The organism is Buttiauxella izardii (genome assembly GCF_003601925.1).
Classification (GTDB): domain Bacteria; phylum Pseudomonadota; class Gammaproteobacteria; order Enterobacterales; family Enterobacteriaceae; genus Buttiauxella; species Buttiauxella izardii.
The window spans coordinates 133,437-155,260 of record NZ_QZWH01000006.1 but is presented as its reverse complement, the minus strand read 5'-3'; the positions used below and the strand labels follow the sequence as shown (position 1 = coordinate 155,260).

Sequence of the window (21,824 nt, the reverse complement as noted above, 5' to 3'; positions counted from 1 at the left end):
ACCAGGCTCCCGTTTTAGCATCAGCAAAATCGCTAATTACATATGTTCGATCATCGCGTCGCCAAACTCTGAACATTTCAGCAGCTTAGCGCCTTCCATCAGGCGTTCGAAATCGTAAGTTACGGTTTTGGCGTTAATCGCGCCTTCCATACCTTTAACAATTAAGTCTGCCGCTTCGAACCATTCCATATGACGCAGCATTACATTAGCGGTTCGTGACTAACTCATTGATATAAAATGCAAAGAAGATAAATAACGATGAGGTTTTCACTAAAAAGGGCTTTATCTAACTTATTGTTATAGCGAACTATTACGATAGTTTTGGGGAATGATTTTCTATCTTATCCGGCGAATTACCCACCCAAATAATGGCGGTGGGTTCAACTCCCCCCAGCTCCACCACTTAGGATAGGACAGTGCAAGGACAACACCTTGATAAACATGATGTTACGGCTCCAGACCGGACACTGTCGAGACACAAACGGGACTAAAAAGGATACGCAAAAGATACGCGGCTCCTTCTCCCAACAGAAACCCGCCTAGGCGGGTTTTTTGTTGCCACCTTTTCGGGAAAACAAACTTATTACATGACCGGCAAATCATCCTGCCTGGTAGCTAGAATAATATTCACTACTTTTCCGATCACAACCGCGTCATCAAGTGCCTCACCTTCAATAGCTTCACCATCCGCGGTAATGAATGATGAGCCCTGTAACTTCGCGAATTGTGTGCTTCCACAGAACTGAATCAGCATCGTGTCACCCTGCTTCAGCCTCGCGGATTTGCTGAGTAAAACGTAGCCTTCATCATTCGTCACCAGAACGGTATCACCAGGCGTGACGCCGAGTATATCGTTGAGGTCTAATGGCTTACTGACGTAATCAGCCGCTGGAGAGGGGAAGCCCATAGTTAAAGCCCTCCATTTGGGTTGTAGAGCATAAAGGTACGAGCGTCCCCTTCCTGCGTTGATACGTCTTTAAAAGTAGTAACGTAGAATTCAATCCACTTATTGGCTTCCTTCTGACTCCAGTACCAGTTCACTTTCTCCAGTTCCCGAACAAAATCAGCGGTCGTAACCGTCCGTCGTCCGCTCTGTTCAAGCCTGATTGCATGGTGAAATGCAGATTCAATATCGGATTTACGAGGCATAATTTACCCTTTCATCATTACTGTATATGCATACAGTATAAATTCATTAAAAGGGAGATCAAGCGATCTGGATCGTTTCTCTGGCACTGAAATGTCGAAAGGTGGTAAAGGGCTTTAATGATGAAGGAATTACGCGTTGTGTAAATTTTCAGAACTAACGCTTCTATCAAAGGTTCCTATTCTGGTTTGACGGGCCATACAGGGTTGGCTGGGTCAACTTTCGTCAGTGCATAGCGATACTTCTGCCAGGCAATTAACTTTGGCTTGTCAGCATCATCAATGTAGCCACCGTCCAGCGCATCCTTCAAAGGGGCAATGACGCCATTGGCTTCACTAATCAATGATTGGACTTTTGCAGTCGCGGTAATAATTAGCTCTTGCTGCGTCGGAGGTGGTATATCTGCCCATGCTGGCATTTTGTCCTTACCGGCGATGCGCACCTTGCCAATTCTTGATGCTGAGAACTCAGTAAAAACAGCAGTCTCGACTTCAACGACATCACTCAAATCCCAGCCTGCTGATTCATAATCATCAGTCAGTACCTCGGGGAAAAATGCGTTATGTAAAGCAGACCATAAATATTTCATATCAGTACCCCACCGCACGGACAAAGACATCAAGACCAGAGTTCAGGTAGGTTGATGCCAGACGGCAGGTAAACTTATCCACCGGCAGCCCGGATACAAACGGTGTACCGTCACGTGTTGCACTAACACCCGCGTAAGTAACATGTACTCCATAACATTTGTTAGGGAATGGGTTCGGGAACAACACATCAATGGTGCCGTTGACCGTAGCTGATGGGGCTATTGGAATGGTTGCGGAAAACCACTGTTCCATAGCACCCGTTGGGTCTTTCTTAAATCCCTGCGTTGCATTCGAAAAAGTAAAACTGCCCATGTCCGGTATCTGGTTCGCACCAGTACCCACATCACGGGACGCGGCAGCTTTCAGACCAAGATTTGAGAGAAACGCCGCTTTGTCTGCAATATCAGAGCCATTTAACGACGCATCCAGGAACAGAGCTTTTAATGCTGTTAAGAGCTGATCGTGCTTTGCTTTGTTCGGCGTGATATTTGCCGCTTCAACAATGCCAATAAGTTCTTCCTGAATCATGTCAAAATAATCATCATCCAGTGCAGTTGCCTGCTCACCGGTTTGTGGATTGCCACGGGTAAAACCATTCTTTCCCGCGCCGAATTTATCTTTCTGCGCAGTAGCTGTATCAATACGATGTGCCATTTTTTCTCCGGATTACGGATATTTGAAGATGAGATAGGTATGGGAAGGACAAAGTTTACTGAGCACACACTCAGCAACGGTATCGCCCCAGATACGAAGGGAAGAATCACAAGTGCTTATGCAGGTCATACTGATGGCATCGGTCGAGGAAGGCATGTTCACTTCCCAGTAGTAACGCCAGTCGATAGAGAAAACCTGCTCATTGCAGTCTGAAATACATTTAAAGGGTGACTTATCGTAACGGGTGATCGTGGCATCAGGCTTTCCCAGTGCTGCAAGTTGTGCCAGATAAAATGCCTCGTTAATCCCACCCGCCAGGTTAACCTTTGCATCCAGGCGCTGCTGCCGCTGCTGCAAAGTCTGAGTGCCTCTGGGAATACATTCATCCGGCAAACCACAGCACAATTCCCAGCGGTCAATAAGTTCTGTCGTCGTGCGTGGGTCGAGTTCCAGCATCAAATCATTACCACGCTGATGAACTCTCAGCAGAGACGGGGCGGCCCCCGCAATCCCTGGATCATCTACTGACCACGCAGGGCCAGGGGGAAGCAGCGCAGACAGCAGGTTGGTGTAATCATCTTCTATCAGGTCCACGTCAATACCCCCAGAACAGCCAGCTCATTTTTTGCGATTGTTACAGGTGCTGCCGGCGCAATGAGCTGATGACTGTATTCCCCGGTCGCAATAGACACCGCCTCGTTAATACGTGAAAGTGTTAGCTCCCCCTCTGGATACCCGTCCCGGAGCAGGAAAGACCGAAGTTCTGCGGTGACAGAGGCGCGTACAGCGGCGGTATCCGGCGTCAATTTGATATGAAAATCTACAACCTTAGGAACGGGTGCGAAAACATAAAGAGAAGAGCCGGCGACAGGTGACAGGGGTTCAATGTGTTCTTTTACAGCCTGAACTGTACCCGCATCCGGTACCGGGTTGACCGGGTCGCTGCTGGCAACCATGACGCCAACAGAACCCGCCCCCATCCAGTGGCGATAAGTCCAGGCGCGTGTAATGCCAGGAACCTCTTTAGCCCAGACAATATAATCACCGTCTGCGCCCCCCATTGGTGTCCAGTAATAACGCTCGATGACTCGCGCTCGCCAGGTTTCCAGATCTTCAACGTCGAACCCCTCTTTTATCGAGTCAGCTAACCCTCCTGATGGCAGCCCATTGACAGGTGTGACGAGGATGAGGCCTGTGCCATCATCAGCATTACCCGTCACCCCCGAAATATCGCAAATGATAGGAACACGTAATACACCACCAGCACTGGTTGCATCCGCTGTTGCCGTGTATTGCAGGAGGTCATCTCGCTGAATGACGCTGCCCATCAAAACTTTCAGACCGTCAGCGACGCCATCCCAGCGCATAAAACCTGATGCCGTTGTCGCAGCTTTGCGTGGGCAGCGCTTCATCGCGGCGTGACGAGTCAGCCAGATTTCGTCACACGTATCCGGTAGCATGTTCATCGCCAGGTAATCTATGTAGCCATACAAAGTATGAAGCGCTGCTGCATAAACCTTTGCACGGACATCCTCATCCATACGACGCAAGTTATCGTTGATATCCAGCCTCGCGAACAAATCGGAACGGAGCATACTGATGTTTTCTGCCAGCGTAGGGCGCTGGAATTCACTGTCCGCCATGGCTTATTGCGCTCCATAAATCGTCAAAAGAAAGGGTTACTGGCCCGGTTCGTCGCCATAGTGTGATGTTGTTGCTCAGGGTAGTAATACCGGTCCGCTGAATATCCAGATCAATTCTCGATACCACGCCGTCGTCCAGCATCCATTGCAGGCATTCTTTGATGTAAGTTCGTACGGTATTAGTGATTTGATTCGTCAGTTTGCTGCGCTGAAGCAGCCAGAGGCGGGAGCCATAACGGTCATTCTGAACAGCCGGCCAGGTATCACCCCACCACCCCATAGGTACATCGGCATTATCGTCAGGTTCAGCACGTCGGTGTGTAAAAAGAGAAATAACAACAGCACGGGTAAGAGGGTCGAGCTGATCTGTTGCTTTCATCTGCTGCCCGTTTACCGTCAGCATAAGTTCCATCACGCCTCCATTTTTGTGTCCGTTTCTTTAGTCTGCTTGCCCTGACCGTTTTCCAGATGTGTATGACCGTTATAAGCCAGACGCATTGCCGCCATCGTCAGACCATTACTGTCACACTGGTCTTTGATCTGGCCGGTTACCTCGATATCCATTTCAAAGCGGGCTTTAGGGGCATTTTTGAAAGTGATGAGTTTGCCGGCTCCATCCACAACGATGCCGTCTCGTGTCAATGTCACACTCTGTCCCTGGTCATCATAAAAAGCCACCTCGCCAGTTTTTAGCCCCTTGAGACGATAGCGCCTGTCAGCGACCAGAACAGCCACGCCGTGTGAACGGTCGCCATCGGGGAAAAGTATGATCGCCTCTGAACCGTCTTTGGCTCGTGATGTGAAGCCATAAGGCTCAAGATGCTCGATAGCTGCTTTCGGCTCGCCGGCTATCAGCTCAACATCAATGGTCTGGCATTTGGTCTCTGGATTAAGACTCTTTACTACAGCACGGCTAATCAGGTTTATCACCTGCCGTTGCATTCGCTCTAAAGCTCCCATCAGAATGTCACCTCAGTGGATGTTTTCTTTTTCTTCCGCGCCTTTGGATCTTCAGGTTCAGGCAGGTATGCATCCGGAGGGCCGACTCGCAACTCCGTCAGCGTGCCGCTACTGTCTTTTGTGAAATTAACCTCAGCAATCAGAAGTTCTCGATTATCAAAACCGCAGACAGGATCTGATATAACCACGCGCTGGTTTGGTTGCCACAGGCTACCGTTCCCCTGTCGCCACCCCTGAACCACATATGTGGTTTCGTCGGTCCTGGCTGCACGCTGACGCGCTTCAAATTCAGCACGCGCAATGCAACTGGCACCAGTAGCTTGTCCAGTCTGTTGCATAGACATCGGCCTGTATCGAGAAATGGAGGCATCAGTGGTTTTTGCCCGTAAAGCTGTAGTGGTGGCCACACCAAAGTCGGCATCATTCCCCGCACGCTGCCCCGCGACCTGATAAGTTGAAAATCGCTCCCTGATGCTCTTTTCTGAATCACAGGAAAGAATGTTTTGCCCGAGCACCAAAGCAGTGTGGGCTTTTGTAGCACCAATACTGCCAATCACCAGCCGTCCTTCTGGGTCGTCGTATGCGAGGGCCTGTTGCTGACCAAGCATTTTGTTAATCACGTCTATCACTTTTTCGCCGTGATCTGGTTGCACTGCAGGAATGGGGGTTGAAGGTGCTCCGGTATTGACGACCTCGATACCAAACGGTTTGGAAAGCGCAGCGGCAACCTGCACCAGTGACTGACCGTTAAACTGTGCGGGTTCTGCGGTACAATCAATTAGATCAGCTGTCAGGCTTCTTCCGGAAATCCCGGCACTAACAGACCGGGCATCGTAGCGAACAGGGGTTGCCTCAACCCAGCCCGTAATAACCAGGTCATCGCCGATCAGGACTTCGACACGATCTCCATTTTTCACTCTAGGACTGAATGCCTGGTCAGTATTTTCACCGGGCCACTGGCGGGTAATTTCGACACTGAAATCACGCGCCAGCCTCTCAACGCCCGCGCCAATCCGTACAGATGTCCAACCGCCCCACTCCCGACCATTGACTCTGAGGGTAACTATATCGTTCATATTCATGCCCACACGCGAGCTGGCGTATCGGGATTGACCATGAACTGAGCCAGCGCCGATGTATCAATCTCATCAACAATACGCAGATTGATATGCCAGCCTGGTTCAGGTGAATATTCCGGCTCTTCAGCGTCGGGATTATCGGTGGTGTAAATCACTCCGATGACATCGATGCAGATGCCTGGATGATAAAAGGCACCGCTTTCGTCCTGTTCGAAACCAAAGCCAACCAACGCTGCTCCGGCTTGATCCTCATTAGGGAATTTCAGATAGATGTCTTTCATTAGCGGAGGCTCTTAATTTGGGCGTCGTTGAGTGCGCGGTGCCATATGCGGAAATTGCGAATATGACCATAAAATTGTCGGGAAATAGTACCGGGGCCTGAGAGAATTGAACCGCTGCCGCCTGACCCTTTAATATGGTCAGCTATCAGCGCAGTCTTGCTGTTCAAATAATAGGTTGCACCTACACCTTCAACAAATTTTACAGTATATGTTTTATAACGATCTGTTGGGTTCACAGGTAAACTGCTACTCCCCCAACACAGTGGGCCAGAAGTACCACGAGTGAAATAAAATCCTTTATTTTGTGAAAGTGATGACGTTTCAATTATTCGGGGCCATGACCCAAACATTGAATTAGCATCACTAATTTCTGAAGAAATTGTCATCTCGTTGCCCGTATTAATTAAATTTAATTGCGGGTCTAGGCGTACATTATCCGGAGTGCGTGTTACAGCAGCCCCGTTCGTTGGAATATAGCTCGTTGCGAAGGGAAGGGCTTCAATCTGCACTCGACCCACAATAAATTCACTCCCACCTGTAGGCTGGGGGCTGGTATACAGAATAATCGTACCCTGCGCCGCGGCGGCTAAATTGATAGTTTGCGACACCCGAACAAAATCGGGCGCGTTTGCGGCGGGAATATCTACAACGCCGTTTGGCGCTTTTTCAAAGCCAAAACGGAAACTACCAGATATAACCTTCACCCAACATGAGCAAGTGTAATAGCCGGGCTGTAAAGTCCCCAGGGATGCGTTATACGTTCCCGCTAACCCTGTGGTGCCTGTGATATGTAAAAACTCGGTGCCTTCATTCACATACGTATGATTTGCGGATCGAGTCCACGCGCCCGCTGTAACCTGCGGGTTACTTTGCGCCATAAGATTCGTACTCTGCCCCTCAATCAATAAACCTTCTTTCTCGAATCGTGGTTCGTTAATTGCCGCCGTTTGCAGCACACCTGATTTATCAATATAGGTGGCTGTACTGGCGCGAGTGAATGTCGCGCTGCGCGATGGCAACTTGATAGTTTCGGCGCCAACGGTAATTGTGTCCTGAGCGCCGAAACCAGCCTCCATTTTTAAGCTGTCATTAAAAGGGATCCAGACATCAGGATATGGCGCGTTCCAGTTATCCGGGTTGGCGACTGCGGCGCGGTCAGCCTCTGCTTTTGCAGATAACTCACTGGCTTTGGCATTTAATTCAGACTGAAGCGCCTTACTGGCAGATATTGCAGGGCTCTCTGTAAGTGCATCGAGAGATCGTTTAACACGCTCTGCAAGACTGGGTTGAGGTAAAGAGCCCGGTACATCAACCATTTCACCTTCGGGTGAATTCATTACTTTTTCAAACGCTTCGACAGCAGCATTCAGGCGATTAACGGCGGAGTCTGCGTTAGTAAATTGAGACATGAGTATCCTCAGAATCCAAGGGCAGCTGCTTTTTCAACAGAAATGGCCCAGTTTAAATAGTCTGAAGCGGTCGCTTCGATTTGCTGCTCAGTTATTGAGAAATAGACAGGTGGCAATTGCATTCCAAGGCTGGAAATCCTGATTGACTGAGCAGGAATAAAGCCAGGGTGGGCAATTTTGTTTCGCTGTATCAGTTCATCTGCCCTGTTCGCATCATCATAAATCTGCGCCGCTAGCACCAGGGCAGGCAGACTTTCAGGCAACTTTATCGTTGCGCTTTTTTCTGTCTGTTTTAATCGCTGCTTAATATCGGTATTCAGGTCGGCTTTTACACGGCGCAGCGCAGAGAAAATCTGGTCGTTGCCAGTACGACTCATTTCTTTATCAAGCGCACTATTCAGCGTGTCGCGGATTTCAACCAATTCGTCCCATGATGGAACCGCAGTTGGTGTTGATATTTGCGGAGCATCATTCAGAGCTGGATGAGATACCGTTGCCCAACCTGAGGGGGTGTCCTGGCCCACCATCATTTGTGATCCCGGCACAGGCAAATCAACCACTGTGTTGGCCGCTTCGCTGATTGCTGTCGCCCGGATAGCGCTGGCAACATAATTGCTCTGCTCTTTCGTCGTTTTCGTTGTAGCGCTATCAGTTTTCCAGACACCTCTTGGCGCCAGGTCACTGCCAAGGCTGATGCCCGAAAAGGATTTAATCATTGCGAAGAGATCACCTGAATTGCCATACAGACGATTACCTGCCCTCCACATTGTTTGTAACTGGTCGACGAAGGTTTTTCCCGAAGATGGTGGCGGAAGCAGTACAGAAATATCCCCCTGCATCAGTCTGGCCGCATCTGACACCGCTGAATCAACCATCTTCATTGAGTCGGATACATACCCCATCATCCCTGTTGCAGACTTCATCACATCGTTCTGAATAAAATCAGCCACGCCATCAATGCTGAAGTTATTAAAGTCATCGCTAATGCATTTGTTCAAAGCAGAGCAAGATGATGTCAGGTTCTGCGCGGTGGCGGCGCCGGAGGTTGGATAAGAAAGCTCACCGGCTTCGACAAACCGCAGGTCAAAGCGAACCATGCGGCCTTCGTTGTTTGTCGTGCTGACGCGGATATCACCATCAACACACACCTGCAATTCACCAAAAGTGGGGTGAACAAGTGCCCCTGGCCCTGGTTTATTCAGTGCTTCAATCAGCTTGTCGCGCTGGTCGAAACAGTCATCGCCGATGACATACGCTGTGATGGTAGGACGAAATGTAACTTTACCGAGGTCTTCGCTGTAGGGCTTATCACGATTGGGAAATTCGTGGGTTTCCATTCGGCGGCCAACAACGGCACTTTCTTCTTCTACTTTAAATGGTACGCCGCGGAATGACGCATTCTGCAATCGGTCTTTCCATGCCATTTTTTCACCTGTCTAATTCTGGTGTATATTGCGTGTATTCATGAATGTGCAATGCACTGGTGATTGATATGAATTTTAAGCAACGACTGAGGTAAATATGGAGTATTTAATACCGTTAATAATTGGCGTTACATTATCTTTCTTGCTTGCAAGATGGGCATATAGAAAGGAATCAACAAAATCTAGAAAGATAACTGGTGCTATTTTATTTTCTCTATTTGGTTTTTTTGTCCCTTTCATTATTTCTGCGTTCGTTATGTCTCCACCTCAACAGGAAAAGACACAAGAAGAGCTAGTCATGGCCAGACTCAGCAATTCAGTAGATGGATGCCCATTAGACTTGAAAAAAAGAGTCAAGGAAGCCATGAACGAACCTGCAAGTTTTAGTTGTATAGAAACTAATGTTATTCAGCGCAAAGATGATTACGTTTTAATGATGCAATTTCGTGGAAAGAATCAATTTGGTAGCATGGTTAAACAAGTCTCCAAAGCCGAATATGATTCTGATGGCAAATTTGTACAATTTATAAAATAGTTTAATGGGGGGTTTAACCTCCCATTCCTACTCTACCAATCCTTGTATAACCAACATCAGTAGTCACATTGATACCACTGGATTTTGATTCAATTACACGAGAACCAGCAGGCGCACCGTTTAGCTCAACCACCACTTTTGCTTCAGGTTGTTTCGATGCCATTTGCTTTATTCTGTATGGATTATCATCACTAACAACTTGATCCTGAGGATGTGCAGATGAATCCTGATTTATCTGATAGGGGTTATAACCACTACTTGGCACACCAGTACCGTACGCGCCATAACCTCCCGCCCCCCACTGCGTGGCATTCATAGTGTTAACTGTGTCGCTGGCACCATCAGTGAACCATTCAATGATCGGCTTTAATTTTGTCCACATATCCTGGAACCACTGAACTATCGGCCCCCAATTATTGATGACCATTCCAAGCGGAGACCAGTCAAATGCCATTTTTGCCCAGCGCATCCAGTCAGAAAATATTGGTTGAACAAATCCCCATAATGCTTTGAAGTACGGTCCGACAGTATCCCAGTTTGAGATAATAAGGCCCGCTGCCAAAGCGATACCAGTAGCGATCATTCCAATGGGCGACATTGCCATGGTTCTGCTTACCAGGCCAAGAGCTAAATTAACGCCCATAAATCCAAGTTTTAACGCTGCCAGACCTGCTGCTAACCCAAAAGCACTGCGAACTACTGCTGGATTACTTTCCGCAAAATCAGTAAATCTCTCAGCAAGATCTCCAAGCCATGAGGTAATCGCTTTAATATCACCGGAAAAAGCACCGCCAATTGCCGCGAGTCCATTAGTCGCGGTTCCTGTCATTGCCTCCCAAAGATTGGTCAATGTATTGAGTTGAGCGCCCACACGTTGATTCAGGGTGGCTTGCTTATTCATCTTTTGCTGAACTTGATCGTAGCCATCTTTGCCCTTATCTATCAGGGCATTTACGACCTGCAGAGTTTCTGCATCATCACCAAAAATGTTTTTCAGTACACGGGTTCGTCGAACATCATTTAATCCCCGCAACTTAGTCAGCTGGGCAATTAATTTATCCAGACCACCAAATGAGCCTTTGCCATTAGTGAAGTCAAGATTAATTTTTAGACCTGCCCCCTGCATCAGTTTATTGGCGCTATTTACCTTTTTAAGGTCAAGACCACCTTGTATAACTTTACGCAAAGCATTGCCAGCCGCCTCCCCCTGCATGCCCATCTGGTCCATCATCACGGCAATCGGTGCAAGGCCCTGAGCCGCCTTTAGCCCATCGGCGTTAACCATCTTTAGAACTGAACTGGTTTTGGAGAAGAAGGAAAGCATATTCGTGTCATCCACCCCCAGATAAAAGGCTTTCTGAATGGTATCGAACAGTCCCATCATGTCTTCAGATGCCGTACCCGTTGCATCCTGCATTTTAGCGGCAAACTCTGCGGCTGCTTCCGGGGTTTTCTTCAACTGAACGGCAAGATATGCCGTTGCTTTGCCCACGCCACCCAAAATACTTTCGGCTGGAATACCCTGGCGAACCAGCATTTGCATCATGTTCTGGAAATCAGATGTTGTTCCCGGAAGCTGGTTCCCGAGTCCAACAGCAAGTTTGTTGATCTTTTCAAAACTACTTCCCACTTCGCCATTGGCTTGCATCATGGCGACTTTAAGACCAACTGCCGCATTCTCCTGATCTGCATACGCACGCATGGACACAGTTAGCCCAGCGGCAAGCCCTCCCGCTAATGCAAGCCCCCCTTTTGACGCCTCTTCGGTTTGCTTCTTAAACCCACGAATGTTTTTCTGCATTCGTGAAAGCGCTGGCGATAATTTATCGACGCCAGTTATGAGAGCTTTCAATTCGAACTCAGCCATTGGTGTGCTTCTCCTGCTCTATTCTGTTTGCCTGACTAACCAGCAGAGGTATCTCGCTGACAGGCATGTTCAACAATTCAAAAGGGTTGATGCGCCAGTATCTGGCGCAATCGAAAAAGCGGTCGGTGAGATATTCCGCTGTCAGGCCTGGAGGAAAAAACCAGCCACCAGCCAGGCAGCACTGTTGAGATCACCAGGAGACATCTGGTCAACCGAGCTTTGTGGGATTTTTGCCAGGCGCACGATATATTTTGAGATGACATGCGCCAGCAGTTTTACTGATTCGTCCTGGTTCATTTGATAGGGATAACCGAGTTCGCGCACATCCTTCCCGGTTGGCTCATCAAACTCCAGTACAGACAGCGTTTCACCATGCGCAATGATGGGCTTTTTCAGTTCGAGTTCTGGCATTACTGGTAATCTCCTTCTTCGCCGTGGAATTCCAGATCAACGGTACCTTCTTCACCGTTATGGTTGGCTTCGCCATGTAACCAAGCTTGCGACAGAACATAAGTCATGCCGTTTGCCAGTTCTGAGGTGATCGTCATCTGGTCTGAATCAATGATTTTGCTGACAGGAAAACCTTTCGGCACTTTGAAGGTGCCTTTGGTGTATGGCGCGCGATGAGTTTCTTTACGATCCACTGAGCCATCCAGACCAAGAACATCGTCGTTGATCTTCGTGTTCATTGGCACTTCAATCCCACCGGTCAGCGACAACTGCAGACCATCAATTTTGAAATAACAGGTGCCGGCAATCTTAGCCATTATGCTGTCTCCTCCTGGTACTGAAGACGGAACTGATTAAGCAGCGCGAACACACGCAGCTGGTTGACGTAATCCGGTGGGTAAAGCACGTTGATGCGGCTCGGGTTATTCGCATCACGTTCAACAATAAGATGCTGCTTGAACAGATCGTAGTTTTCGACAATCCCTTCTCGCTCCATCTGGCGATACGTCGCCAGCAACTCGCCTTTAATCACTGCTGGCGTAACAATCGCCTGCCCGGGACCAAAGCGGGTACCGTCATTTGCCAGTTTATGGCGCCCGTATTTGCTGGTAATCACCGTACGCAGACGGCGCAGCACATAAGCACTGGTATGAAGCGTTTCACTGTCGAGATAACTGTTATCTGCAACGCCAAAGGCATTCTTTTTATAGGTGGTGATATCGCGCTGAACGCGTAGCACACCACCTTCGGTGTAGGCCGTCGCAATACCATGGGTCAGCAGGCTTTGTTGTTCCGTTTTAATGAAACGCTTGCCCGTTGGTGGTGGAAGCATTCCGACCAGTTCGCCCGTTTGTGTGGGACGCGCCGGATCGATACGCAGGAATACCGCCGCGCGAGCTGTCCGGCTGGCTGCCAGTTCATCCGGACATGACTGAACTGTTTTTTCGTAGCCCGCCAGAGTGAGATGCTGGTCGTTGAACATGTCGCCCACTGTCACCAGGTCAGACACTGCAGCAATTTTTGCCGTATAAACATGGCCGTAAATCTGACGAAGCCAGCTCCAGCGACCGGAAGAGTCATTCATCTCGAGCGTGAAAGTATTGACGGATGCGGTGTCGTTATACGGATGGCCGATGTAATCAAATGGTTCATCGCCCATTGCGGCAATTGTTGCGGTCAGCGCAGGTGCGCCCGCGCCAGCCGTTCCGTTGGCAATAACAACATTGACACCTGCCGGCAACGTTTCACCGCCACTGAAACCGTAGTAGTTCAGCGAAACGGGGATGTCGTTTGCCCATGTGCCTTTATGGCGCGCGGTCAGTGTCACCACACCTGCGGCCGCAGTGGCAGTAAATGGCGTCTGCCCGTCCGCCGTGATGGCACTGGCAATACTCGTTGCGATAACCGCCAGTGCATCGCCAGTGGTGACATTGACCTGAATGCGCCGGCGACCAACATAAAGACTGATGACACCCGAAGCCGCAGCTGACCCGGTAACAGTCAGGGTGAACGTCGCCGCCGTACCTGCGGTATCAGGGACTGCAATGACCCACAACTCGCCGAATGGGTCAGTTTGTCGGTAAGCTTCAACCATACGAGCAAGCTGGCTGCCAGCGCCACATTGGCGGACTGCATAATCCGGACTGGGCATCAAAATCAGTTGATTGGTGGCAATAGCCGCCCCCGCATTAACGTGTCCAATCAACAATGATGGTGCACTGGTTTGTGCGGTGTTGGCTGCGCTGTTATCCATCTCTGCATAAAACAGCGGAACACGGATATCGGACGGAATGCCATTAAATGAAACTGTCATTTATCCTTCGCCTCTTTAGCAGACTCAGCCTTTTTTTCGGGCTGAATAATTTCAATATCTCCGTCCTGTTCGCGACGGTACCAGTACTGACTTTCTTCAACGTTTCGCCCGGAGTCAGGCAAAAGGTCACCGCGGGCAGGATCAGGAACTGATCGCCCGTCTTTAGGTTTTACAAGCATGTTGCCTCTCAGGTGGTGAGTTTTATCTCTGTGTGGTGCTCAATGACGCCATCCGGACCGTGACCAGGTTCAATAAAGTCAACATCTATTGACAGCGATTTGAACTCGTCCAGTTCAGCCAAATCATCCTGCTGGCGGGTATCGTCTTCGCTCAGCTCGTTATCGACCACAAAATCGAACTGGTAGATAAGTTCATGTCGGTTTAAATCCAGCAGGGTTCCGCCGTCATAGCAAATAGGCTCTCCACGTGGCTCAGGATTCCAGCCCAGCAGTGCTTTAAATAACATCTGCCTGACTCCATGAACAACATCGTAGGCCGCAAACTGGCCCAGCTCGTCACGCCCATTACTGACCATCACAATGACTGAAAAACCTTCTTTCAGATCCTGCCAGTAGTCGGTCTGGCTCTTCTGTTCGCCAGGCACATCATCCCCGGGAACGACATACGCAGCAGGTAAAAGTAGCTTCCCTGCATCAGGGAGGTTTTTGAATTGCGCAGCACCCGCCACCCGATTCTGAAAATACGGGCAACGTGTACGGAGCGTGGCAATTATGGGGGTGAGTTTCATTAACGCCGTTTCTCCGGTTTAAGTGATTGCCGCAATTCACGGGCAAGGAAATAGCGGGTCCAGGAGCTGTTTTTATTCAGCGTTTCAACCATGAAGTTATTACGCGGAGTCAGCCGCCAGCCGCTACCACCGGAGGCACCACGATGGTGGCCACGCTTACGTTTCGCCCCGCCGCGCACGCCGTAGAACAGAAATGCCGGATAAAAGTCGCCGTTGATCATCCGGTTTCCCTGACCGTTACGTTGGTTGGGCGCAATGCGTGTCATAAAACCAGGGCGTCGCTTACTGGCCTTCGGCACCATGAAACCAATTGAACGAGCCAGTCGACCAGTCTGAAACCCCGGATTGTCACCGGGCTCTGAACGGCCACGCCGCATCACCAGGCGGCGTGCATCACGCATGTGCACCTGTCCTATGCGGATAAAAGCCCGACGAACGCGCGCGCGGTTGAATCGCATTTCATTGGGTTGCTGAAAATCAACGTGAAAAAAGGGTGTCGCCATTACTGCCACCTCCTGCGTTTTCCGTCAATTCACCCAGCTCGGTACATTCAAGTAACAAGAAACGCCGCTTATTATTCAGGTCTCTTGAGCGCCTGACGCGCAATACCGTCGCCCCCATCACCACCTCATAATCCGAAGTAATTCCCCTGCGCCAGCGGACAGTGATGTAATGCGTAATGGCATTATCTGTCTGCGCCGTTTCCTGCAGGGTTGTGGCGCTCGTTTGCCGTACCTTCGCCCAGACTGGATATTTCACCGGATACTCAGGGGTGGTACCAAAATCTGCCGCTGGCTGATCTACCCGCATGCGAATGGTTACCCGCGTGTCCAGCTCTCCGGGATCGGGTAAAATGTAGGTCGCGCTGGTTTGCGCCTGGCGAAGTTTCATAGCGGAATAAACCTGTAGGGTCCCACCAGCCACTTATATGACAGCGGCATTTCAAGCTGATCAACCTCTGATACTGAAGAGCGGTTTTCGTAAAAGTGGGTCGCTAACATCAGCATGCCCAGCTTCACGTCCTCCGGTAACTTAAGACCGTCAGGATCAGCCTCAGGCACCGCTTCGGTAGCTGCATAAAGCTTGCGATTCAGAAAGGTTTCCGTCCGGGTCTGAACGGCGCCACCCAGCAGATTCAGTAGCTCATCCTCTTCGGTAAAATCGTCCTCCAGCTTAAGCTGTCTTTTTAATTCCTGAAGCGTCACAAGCATGGGGAACTCCATGCCCGCCAGATGACGGGCATAAAAAAACCGCTTTCGCGGCAGGATTCAAATCAAGGGTAATTAAGGCGCTTTACCCACCAGCGCTTTAATCGCTGCGGTATCTTCCAGCACACAGTCAAAGCGATGGAATGCCAGGAAGGCGGTCTGATCGTATTCTGCATAACGCTCTACCAGGCGTTTAAGTGTCATGTAAGCCACGCGGCGAACGATGAAGCGGTTAAAGTCCCCAAGGTAGATGAATTTCTTGCTGGCAGCAGCGTTCTCGATGGCCTGATCGATAACATACGGGATCCCCAGAACTGTCGCTGGCGTGCCCCCGGTGATATCAGGCAACCAAAGTGGGCGCCCCTGTGTATCTTCCATTTGCTCAATGTTCGCCAGCGTTGCGTCATTGAACGCCCAACGGAACGATGGTCCGCCGCGGTATGCCGGATCAAGTGAGTGAATCAGCGCGTTCATATCCTTCCAGTTAAAGGCTGCAGCAGCTGAACTGGACGTTGTACCCGTTACAGAAGCTGCAAGCCCCTTAGGCTGCTGAGGCGTCCCGGCACCCGTACCCTGCACGAGATATTTAGCTTCACCACGCCCGATTCGCTGCGCGATACGACCAGCAAGGTATGCCTCAATATCAACGCCGCTGTCCTGCAGCAGTTCGTTGGACACTCGAATGATTTTAGATGACAGTTTTTTGGCACCCAGAATAGCAGTACCGAACGTGACATCCCCCTCAGAGGCTGCTGCATTTTCTGCGAGCAGTTCGCCTTCTTCAGCGGTACCGTCTGAAGTTGACCAGGAGATATCCTGACCATTAGAAGTATTCAGAATCTGAGCAACGCTTGCGATCCCGCCATAGACTTTCATTGAGTCGATGATGGTATTACGCATTTGGGTCGGTACTGTATAACCACCTTTATCGTCAGGTGTCGTGCCCTGAGCTCGCAGTTCTTTGACGGCCTGACGCTCTTCAGATGTCAGTTCGGAAAAGCCGTGGCGCAGAAGGCGGTCAAACGCAGCCGCGCGCCGTTCGTCAGTTTTTGCGTTCGGATTGGCTGGATCTTTGATTTGCTGATGACGATTTTCCTTCTCATTTTCGTCAATATAGTTCTGATCCTGGCGGCGCAATTCTTCTTCGCGACCGATACGCTCGTCCAGCGCATCCAGCTCAGTTTTAGCTTTGTTCCAGTCAGTGCGCTGTTCATCGGTCCAGGTGACATCACCGATTTTGTCATGCAGTGCGCGCATATCAGTGGCGATAGTATTTCGTTTTTGCTTCAGTTCGTGCAGTTTCATCGATTTTCCTTACACATTAAGAAGGGTCAGCAGGCGCTCTCGCGCCATTCGTTGGTTAATGGCGTTCTGTAGCGCACCGCTGTCGCGCGCCTCCTGCCAGGCTTTCATTGAACGGACACCAGAATCGGCCTCCTGATACGCGGGGTAAGTAACCGGACTGACATCAAACAAACGAGAGAAGCGAGAGATTTCGCGGATCACGATCCCCTCTTCGTCTTCAAACCAGTGCTCACCATCACGAGCGACACGAAAGGCGAAAGACGATTGATTAATGTCACCCCGCAGCATTGGTGCCAGCACTAAATCACGGATAGTCTGGGTATCTGGTGCGTTGATGTCGTAGCGCAGGCCTTTGTCATCCACGCCAACTGTCAGCGTGCCAGAGGAGCTGCGCCCCAGAATAAAGTTCGGATCATGGTTAAACAGGCCGCGAACGTCATCACCCAGTACGTCATCAAATGCGCCCGGTTTAATGATTTCGCGGAATCCCCAGAGAGGTTCTGAACGGCTGTTAAAAACAGAGCCGTAACCGATAATGCGCGTCGGCTGTTCGCCCTGCTGCTCGGCACGGACTTCTCCGCTGTAACAGCGAGTCTCGCGGTCACTCATCGGTTTTATCCTCATTGGTTTTATCGGTGTTAAAACTGTTCGCAGGATTGGCTGCATTGACGCTCACCAGCATTTCATCCAGACCTTTAACCGGGTTCATGTCTTCAAATGCACGGGCCTCATTGCGACTCATCCAGCCATCGGTGATGGCGAAGTGATAGAACTGAGCGCGTTCCTGCGGTGTGCCGCGCAACAACCCGGCCAGATTAAAGCGAATGTAATAGCCGGCGGCGCGTTCGGACCGGGTAAACAAGCGACGGTTTAGCTCCTGCTCCCAGTTCGCCACCCAAGGCATCATGCTGTAGCGCACAAACTGAATGGCCTGTTGGGTAATGTTGCTGAAGGTGGCTTTTTCCAGGTCGTTAATCATGTGTGCAGGAACGTTAAAAATACCTGCAATCATCGAGCGGTTGATTTTCAACATATCGATAAGCTGAGCATCAACAGGGGAAACAGTGAGCGCCTTGTAATCGAGGTCAGCAGGCAGAAGCATGGTTTTGTTTTCCTGGCTGCGTAATGCCAGGGATGCTTTCTGCCACATTTCCTTCAGGCGAGCCCAGCCATCTTTATTAAGCTCACCTTTTACTGAAACAATGCCGGCTGGCCGGGCATTACCACCGAAAAAGCTCTCAGTGTATTTCTGGCCACTCATCCCCATACCAATCGTTTCTGCATGCTGAAGAATCGGGCTGAGTCCCATTTTCTGGTTATTCCCCAGCGCACGGATATGGATCATGTCATCCGGGCTGACTGCAAACGCCCCTTCTTCGTTATAAACACCGTAGGTATAACGCCCACCTGTTTTCAGAAGCGTGGTTTCCCATGGCATACAACTGTCAATACTGGATACCTGCCCGCGGCGATCCCGCTTTATCCAGGAATATCCATTACCCCAGCCGAGAATGTGACGCTGTTTCAGCTCACGCCATTTATAGCTGGTCTGCCAGATATTCGGCTCATCATGGATCAGGTAAAACAACGGGTGATCCCGTGCCGGTTCGACGAGATTATTTGTCTTGCGCATCACATGCAGAGGCATTTGCGCCAGGTTGGAGGAAAGCACATAAATGCAGGCGTAAACCGCAGCCAGTTTCATGGATGTTTCCGGTGTGACGTGAACATCACTCCCAAAAATTCTGTCCATATCTGCTGTTTCACCGCTCAACGGTGTAGCCGGGTTTTCCAGTGGTTCATTACGAAACAGGGCTTCAAATAGCACGTTTCCCCCTCCTGGCAGCAGTCAGCGCGCCCACCAGCAACAGGCTGCCGGAAAACATCAGCGCTGGTGCCAGACCAAATTGCAGGTAACACCCTGCCGTGAGCAGGCCAAATCCGGCGAGCCCAGTGGCATCAGTCAGCAGTGATTTCATAAAAGTAAGAGGTCTTCGTCAGGATCCAGAGATGATAGGAAGTCACCGGGTTCGTGTAGCATTGCTCGCCCGATAGCCATAATCAGCGCAACAGCGCCGTCAATCTTTGCATCAGCGGTTTCTTTAATCGGCCTGACAACATCATCGTTACCCGGCAGGGTTTTGCCGATCACGTTGCCAATACACCAGGTCATGATCGGATTACCATCATGATGAAAGCGGCCTGATTCTATTGCCGCCTCCAGTTCCTTCATGGGGTCACTCATGTGGGTGTAGTTCTGGACGATGGTTATCGGGTTTAGCCCTTCATCTGCCAGTTCATGCGACAAACCGGTGGCCCCGTGCGGATCAATCGCGCTTTCGTCTACCGGATTCGACTTGTTAAGCGTCTTGGTATCTTCAAGTATTTCTCGGTAATCCACTTCCGCACCATCCGTTGGGGTCAGATGGCCTGTTGTTACCCACTTTTGAAAGCGCTCAGCGGTGCGCTGGTCATTGGTATCAGCGCTATAAACAGTGTCATATGGCACCCAAAATTTCGGTGCAATGCAGTAGTAGTGCTTTTTCCCGTCAATTTCCCGGGTAAACAGCCTCACCCGGCTGTTAAGGTCCAGTTTGCGTGCAAGGTCAAATCCCAGCGTGCAGGACTGCCCCTCAAATTGCTCGAGTGTCAGAAGAGGATTTTCACAGTTGCGCCAGCTGACCATGTTGAAGTAAGCCGCTTTCGCCGATACCCAGATATTGAGGTGCTTGGTTTTAAACACGCCCGCCTGGCGCGCGTTGTTGATGGCGCGCTGCTGCTGACTAAGAAGAAAGTCGCTGTAAACCGAGATCCCCATATTCGGATTGGCTTTCGCCAGTACCTTCGGGTCTGTCCAGTCGTCACCCTCATCAACGGTGTAGATAACGCCAAACAGCTCTTCGTTGGGCACCGTACCATTCAGCATTTCGATAACTTCGCGCCGCTTGTCATAGCAAGGGCCTTCGATGTTGTACCCAGCTGTAGTGATAGCCCACATTAGCGGCTGCTTGCGCGCGCCCATACCAGTCAGCATCGTTGTATAGAGCGAGTCTGTATCATGCTCGTGATATTCATCCACAATGGCACAGCTTGGGGATGAGCCATCACCTGGATTACCAATCAGCGGTTCAAACCGCGCGCCGTCTTCCGGACGGTTCATATTCGAGGCGTTAACTTCAATGCCAAATGCTTCTACGAGCGCCGGAGTGCGTTTGCACATCAGGCGCGCAGGACGGAAAACCTCCCAGGCCTGCTTTTCAGTCGTCGCACCGGAATAAACCTCAGGGCCGAACTCATCGTCACAAGCGAAACAATAAAGCGCCACGCCAGCTGAAATCGCAGACTTGCCATTTTTACGGGGTATTTCCGTATATACCTCACGGAAACGCCGCAGCTTTGTTCCTTTCTTCGCCCAACCAAAGGCACAGCAGATGATGAATAATTGCCAGGGCTCCAGCGTGATTGGCATTCGCTTATAAGCCCACTCCCCTTTGGTATGAGGGAGCAACTGAATAAACTTTGCCGCCTTCTCAGCCATATCTTTATCAAAGCGGTACCGGAATTTCTTTAATTTCTCCTGTGCCAGATCATCAATATGGCGCTGACAGGCGTCGATAACATACCGACAGGCGACAATCTTCCCGCGCACAACATCCCGGGCATACTGATTTGCCGCATTAACATTCGGATAGGATTTACGGGTCATAGGTTTTTGAACGGATTGTCAGAGTTTTTCTTTTGCGGCCCGGTCAGGCGCTGACGACTTCCAGGATCAAGTCCCAGCATGCCGCCGAAGGTTGCCATCTGTCGGCCCGCCTCGCTAACAACGGTAAGTGCAGGGTTCTTTATTGGGCCACCGGTTGCGCCAGTAACCACAATTCCTTTGTCTGCCACCACTTCCTGCGCGGCCCGAAAGTTGGAATAAGCAATACAGAAAAGTTCGAGGTTATGAAGGTCTGTTGCACACAGAACTTTTTGAGCACACAACTCTTTCGCGGCCATCTGCCACATCGTGCTGGCTATCTCATCCAGCCACTCAGGTGGATCAACTCCCGTGATGGGCGTAAATGCAGGTTCATTTTTATTGAGGGCGCGCTTCCCGGCATTCCCACCAAGCTTTTTCAGTTCAGTTGGCTTTGGTCGACGCCCGGAACGACCAGATACTCCGGGCATAACATCGCTCCAGTTTTAATTTCATTTTTCGCGGGTGTAAAAATACGACGAGGCGGGCAGTCCGGAAGGCGGTCGTGCGCAGAGATTTCACCTCCCCCCCCTCTCGGTAATGAGAATGAATATCATTCGAATGATAATGATTTCATACAGTTACTACATTGCACCATGATGATAACCGATCTCATTTGAGGCGTTCCCGTGCGGTCTTCGCGGCATGGCATGGCCAGCACAGGCTTTCAAGGTTGGCATCATCATCGGTGCCACCATGAGCCTTAGCAATGATGTGGTCCACGCATGACGCCTGCTTCACCACGCCCTGCCGGAGGTGGTTCAGGCACAAACCTTTATCTCTCTTCAGTATGCGAGGCCGTATGACATCCCACTGGCGACCATATCCACGCTGTTGTCGCGATTGTCCTGGTTTGTGTGACTTCCAGCTTTCACCTTTATGCTGAGAACAATAGCCATCTGAATCTGTGGTGGTGTTGCGGCACCCACGAGAACGACAAGCCTTTGGTGTGCGTGGCGGCATATAAGC

28 protein-coding genes and 3 pseudogenes are annotated in these 21,824 nt (G+C 50.3%); 1 reads left to right on the top strand and 30 read right to left on the bottom strand.

Features of this window, described 5'->3' with window-relative positions:
• Positions 1–36: 36 nt before the first annotated feature.
• The 13 genes and pseudogenes from D6029_RS03875 to D6029_RS03815 all read right to left on the bottom strand — a co-directional run.
• Positions 37–213: pseudogene (locus D6029_RS03875) on the bottom strand (isocitrate/isopropylmalate family dehydrogenase); the annotation flags it as partial.
• 370 nt (positions 214–583) lie between these two features.
• Positions 584–907: a S24/S26 family peptidase gene (locus tag D6029_RS03870; RefSeq protein ID WP_120063505.1), complete on the bottom strand. Its 324-nt coding sequence runs from the start codon at positions 905–907 to the stop codon at positions 584–586.
• Between the two features lie 2 nt (positions 908–909).
• On the bottom strand, positions 910–1,149 hold the full coding sequence (locus D6029_RS03865) for a DNA polymerase V (RefSeq protein ID WP_120063504.1): 240 nt from the start codon (positions 1,147–1,149) through the stop codon (positions 910–912).
• A 176-nt stretch (positions 1,150–1,325) separates the two neighbouring features.
• Positions 1,326–1,736, bottom strand: a complete 411-nt coding sequence (locus D6029_RS03860; RefSeq protein ID WP_167455964.1) for a tail fiber assembly protein — start codon at positions 1,734–1,736, stop codon at positions 1,326–1,328.
• A gap of 1 nt (position 1,737) precedes the next feature.
• A complete protein-coding gene (locus tag D6029_RS22580) occupies positions 1,738–2,391 on the bottom strand; it encodes a gp53-like domain-containing protein (protein ID WP_208642660.1) in 654 nt (217 codons plus the stop codon).
• A 12-nt stretch (positions 2,392–2,403) separates the two neighbouring features.
• Complete coding sequence (locus tag D6029_RS03850) at positions 2,404–2,985, bottom strand: YmfQ family protein (RefSeq protein ID WP_120063502.1); 582 nt, start codon at positions 2,983–2,985, stop codon at positions 2,404–2,406.
• On the bottom strand, positions 2,976–4,034 hold the full coding sequence (locus tag D6029_RS03845; RefSeq protein WP_120063501.1) for a baseplate J/gp47 family protein: 1,059 nt from the start codon (positions 4,032–4,034) through the stop codon (positions 2,976–2,978). The genes D6029_RS03850 and D6029_RS03845 overlap by 10 nt, the downstream gene beginning before the upstream one ends.
• Positions 4,021–4,446 carry a phage GP46 family protein gene (locus tag D6029_RS03840; RefSeq protein WP_147365218.1) on the bottom strand — a complete coding sequence of 142 codons (426 nt, stop codon included), beginning with the start codon at positions 4,444–4,446 and terminating at the stop codon, positions 4,021–4,023. The genes D6029_RS03845 and D6029_RS03840 overlap by 14 nt, the downstream gene beginning before the upstream one ends.
• The gene (locus D6029_RS03835) at positions 4,446–4,994 is read right to left on the bottom strand and encodes a phage baseplate assembly protein V (protein WP_120063499.1); all 549 of its coding nucleotides are present in this window, start codon (positions 4,992–4,994) and stop codon (positions 4,446–4,448) included. The genes D6029_RS03840 and D6029_RS03835 overlap by 1 nt, the downstream gene beginning before the upstream one ends.
• Positions 4,994–6,070 carry a phage baseplate assembly protein gene (locus D6029_RS03830; protein WP_120063498.1) on the bottom strand — a complete coding sequence of 359 codons (1,077 nt, stop codon included), beginning with the start codon at positions 6,068–6,070 and terminating at the stop codon, positions 4,994–4,996. The genes D6029_RS03835 and D6029_RS03830 overlap by 1 nt, the downstream gene beginning before the upstream one ends.
• A gap of 2 nt (positions 6,071–6,072) precedes the next feature.
• Positions 6,073–6,354, bottom strand: coding sequence for a hypothetical protein (locus D6029_RS03825; RefSeq protein ID WP_120063497.1), 282 nt, complete (start codon positions 6,352–6,354; stop codon positions 6,073–6,075).
• Positions 6,354–7,763 carry a phage head spike fiber domain-containing protein gene (locus D6029_RS03820; protein WP_120063496.1) on the bottom strand — a complete coding sequence of 470 codons (1,410 nt, stop codon included), beginning with the start codon at positions 7,761–7,763 and terminating at the stop codon, positions 6,354–6,356. The genes D6029_RS03825 and D6029_RS03820 overlap by 1 nt, the downstream gene beginning before the upstream one ends.
• Before the next feature lie 134 nt (positions 7,764–7,897).
• Positions 7,898–9,187, bottom strand: a pseudogene (locus D6029_RS03815) (DNA circularization protein); the annotation flags it as partial.
• Positions 9,188–9,284: 97 nt separating this feature from the next.
• Between D6029_RS03815 and D6029_RS03810 the strand changes: the two are divergent.
• Complete coding sequence (locus D6029_RS03810; RefSeq protein WP_120063494.1) at positions 9,285–9,722, top strand: hypothetical protein; 438 nt, start codon at positions 9,285–9,287, stop codon at positions 9,720–9,722.
• A 228-nt stretch (positions 9,723–9,950) separates the two neighbouring features.
• Here the strand turns inward: D6029_RS03810 and D6029_RS03805 are convergent.
• The 17 genes and pseudogenes from D6029_RS03805 to D6029_RS03730 form a co-directional block, all read right to left on the bottom strand.
• Positions 9,951–11,589: pseudogene (locus tag D6029_RS03805) on the bottom strand (phage tail tape measure protein); the annotation flags it as partial.
• Positions 11,582–11,764 (bottom strand): hypothetical protein, encoded by a 183-nt coding sequence (locus tag D6029_RS22790; protein ID WP_120063492.1) that lies wholly within the window; start codon positions 11,762–11,764, stop codon positions 11,582–11,584. The pseudogene D6029_RS03805 and the gene D6029_RS22790, both read right to left, overlap by 8 nt.
• Positions 11,731–12,000: a phage tail assembly protein gene (locus tag D6029_RS03795; protein ID WP_120063491.1), complete on the bottom strand. Its 270-nt coding sequence runs from the start codon at positions 11,998–12,000 to the stop codon at positions 11,731–11,733. Before D6029_RS03795 ends, D6029_RS22790 begins: the two co-directional genes overlap by 34 nt.
• The gene (locus tag D6029_RS03790) at positions 12,000–12,356 is read right to left on the bottom strand and encodes a phage tail tube protein (protein WP_120063490.1); all 357 of its coding nucleotides are present in this window, start codon (positions 12,354–12,356) and stop codon (positions 12,000–12,002) included. The genes D6029_RS03795 and D6029_RS03790 overlap by 1 nt, the downstream gene beginning before the upstream one ends.
• Complete coding sequence (locus tag D6029_RS03785) at positions 12,356–13,852, bottom strand: phage tail sheath subtilisin-like domain-containing protein (RefSeq protein ID WP_120063489.1); 1,497 nt, start codon at positions 13,850–13,852, stop codon at positions 12,356–12,358. The genes D6029_RS03790 and D6029_RS03785 overlap by 1 nt, the downstream gene beginning before the upstream one ends.
• Positions 13,849–14,031, bottom strand: a complete 183-nt coding sequence (locus D6029_RS03780) for a DUF2635 domain-containing protein (protein WP_120063488.1) — start codon at positions 14,029–14,031, stop codon at positions 13,849–13,851. The genes D6029_RS03785 and D6029_RS03780 overlap by 4 nt, the downstream gene beginning before the upstream one ends.
• Positions 14,032–14,039: 8 nt before the next feature.
• Complete coding sequence (locus D6029_RS03775) at positions 14,040–14,600, bottom strand: phage tail terminator protein (protein WP_120063487.1); 561 nt, start codon at positions 14,598–14,600, stop codon at positions 14,040–14,042.
• The gene (locus tag D6029_RS03770; protein ID WP_120063486.1) at positions 14,600–15,103 is read right to left on the bottom strand and encodes a hypothetical protein; all 504 of its coding nucleotides are present in this window, start codon (positions 15,101–15,103) and stop codon (positions 14,600–14,602) included. Before D6029_RS03770 ends, D6029_RS03775 begins: the two co-directional genes overlap by 1 nt.
• Complete coding sequence (locus D6029_RS03765) at positions 15,078–15,491, bottom strand: phage head closure protein (protein ID WP_120063485.1); 414 nt, start codon at positions 15,489–15,491, stop codon at positions 15,078–15,080. The genes D6029_RS03770 and D6029_RS03765 overlap by 26 nt, the downstream gene beginning before the upstream one ends.
• A complete protein-coding gene (locus D6029_RS03760) occupies positions 15,488–15,811 on the bottom strand; it encodes a head-tail connector protein (RefSeq protein ID WP_120063484.1) in 324 nt (107 codons plus the stop codon). The genes D6029_RS03765 and D6029_RS03760 overlap by 4 nt, the downstream gene beginning before the upstream one ends.
• A 72-nt stretch (positions 15,812–15,883) precedes the next feature.
• The gene (locus D6029_RS03755) at positions 15,884–17,113 is read right to left on the bottom strand and encodes a phage major capsid protein (RefSeq protein ID WP_120063483.1); all 1,230 of its coding nucleotides are present in this window, start codon (positions 17,111–17,113) and stop codon (positions 15,884–15,886) included.
• A 9-nt stretch (positions 17,114–17,122) separates the two neighbouring features.
• Entirely contained in the window at positions 17,123–17,722 is a 600-nt protein-coding gene (locus D6029_RS03750; RefSeq protein WP_120063482.1) for an HK97 family phage prohead protease, read from the bottom strand.
• Positions 17,715–18,941 carry a phage portal protein gene (locus D6029_RS03745; RefSeq protein ID WP_120063481.1) on the bottom strand — a complete coding sequence of 409 codons (1,227 nt, stop codon included), beginning with the start codon at positions 18,939–18,941 and terminating at the stop codon, positions 17,715–17,717. The genes D6029_RS03750 and D6029_RS03745 overlap by 8 nt, the downstream gene beginning before the upstream one ends.
• Entirely contained in the window at positions 18,931–19,092 is a 162-nt protein-coding gene (locus D6029_RS22485; RefSeq protein ID WP_167455963.1) for a hypothetical protein, read from the bottom strand. Before D6029_RS22485 ends, D6029_RS03745 begins: the two co-directional genes overlap by 11 nt.
• Positions 19,089–20,819: a terminase large subunit gene (locus D6029_RS03740; RefSeq protein WP_120063480.1), complete on the bottom strand. Its 1,731-nt coding sequence runs from the start codon at positions 20,817–20,819 to the stop codon at positions 19,089–19,091. The genes D6029_RS22485 and D6029_RS03740 overlap by 4 nt, the downstream gene beginning before the upstream one ends.
• Positions 20,816–21,286 (bottom strand): phage terminase small subunit P27 family, encoded by a 471-nt coding sequence (locus D6029_RS03735; RefSeq protein ID WP_120063479.1) that lies wholly within the window; start codon positions 21,284–21,286, stop codon positions 20,816–20,818. The genes D6029_RS03740 and D6029_RS03735 overlap by 4 nt, the downstream gene beginning before the upstream one ends.
• A 181-nt stretch (positions 21,287–21,467) precedes the next feature.
• Positions 21,468–21,818, bottom strand: coding sequence for an HNH endonuclease (locus tag D6029_RS03730; protein WP_120063478.1), 351 nt, complete (start codon positions 21,816–21,818; stop codon positions 21,468–21,470).
• Positions 21,819–21,824 lie beyond the last annotated feature (6 nt).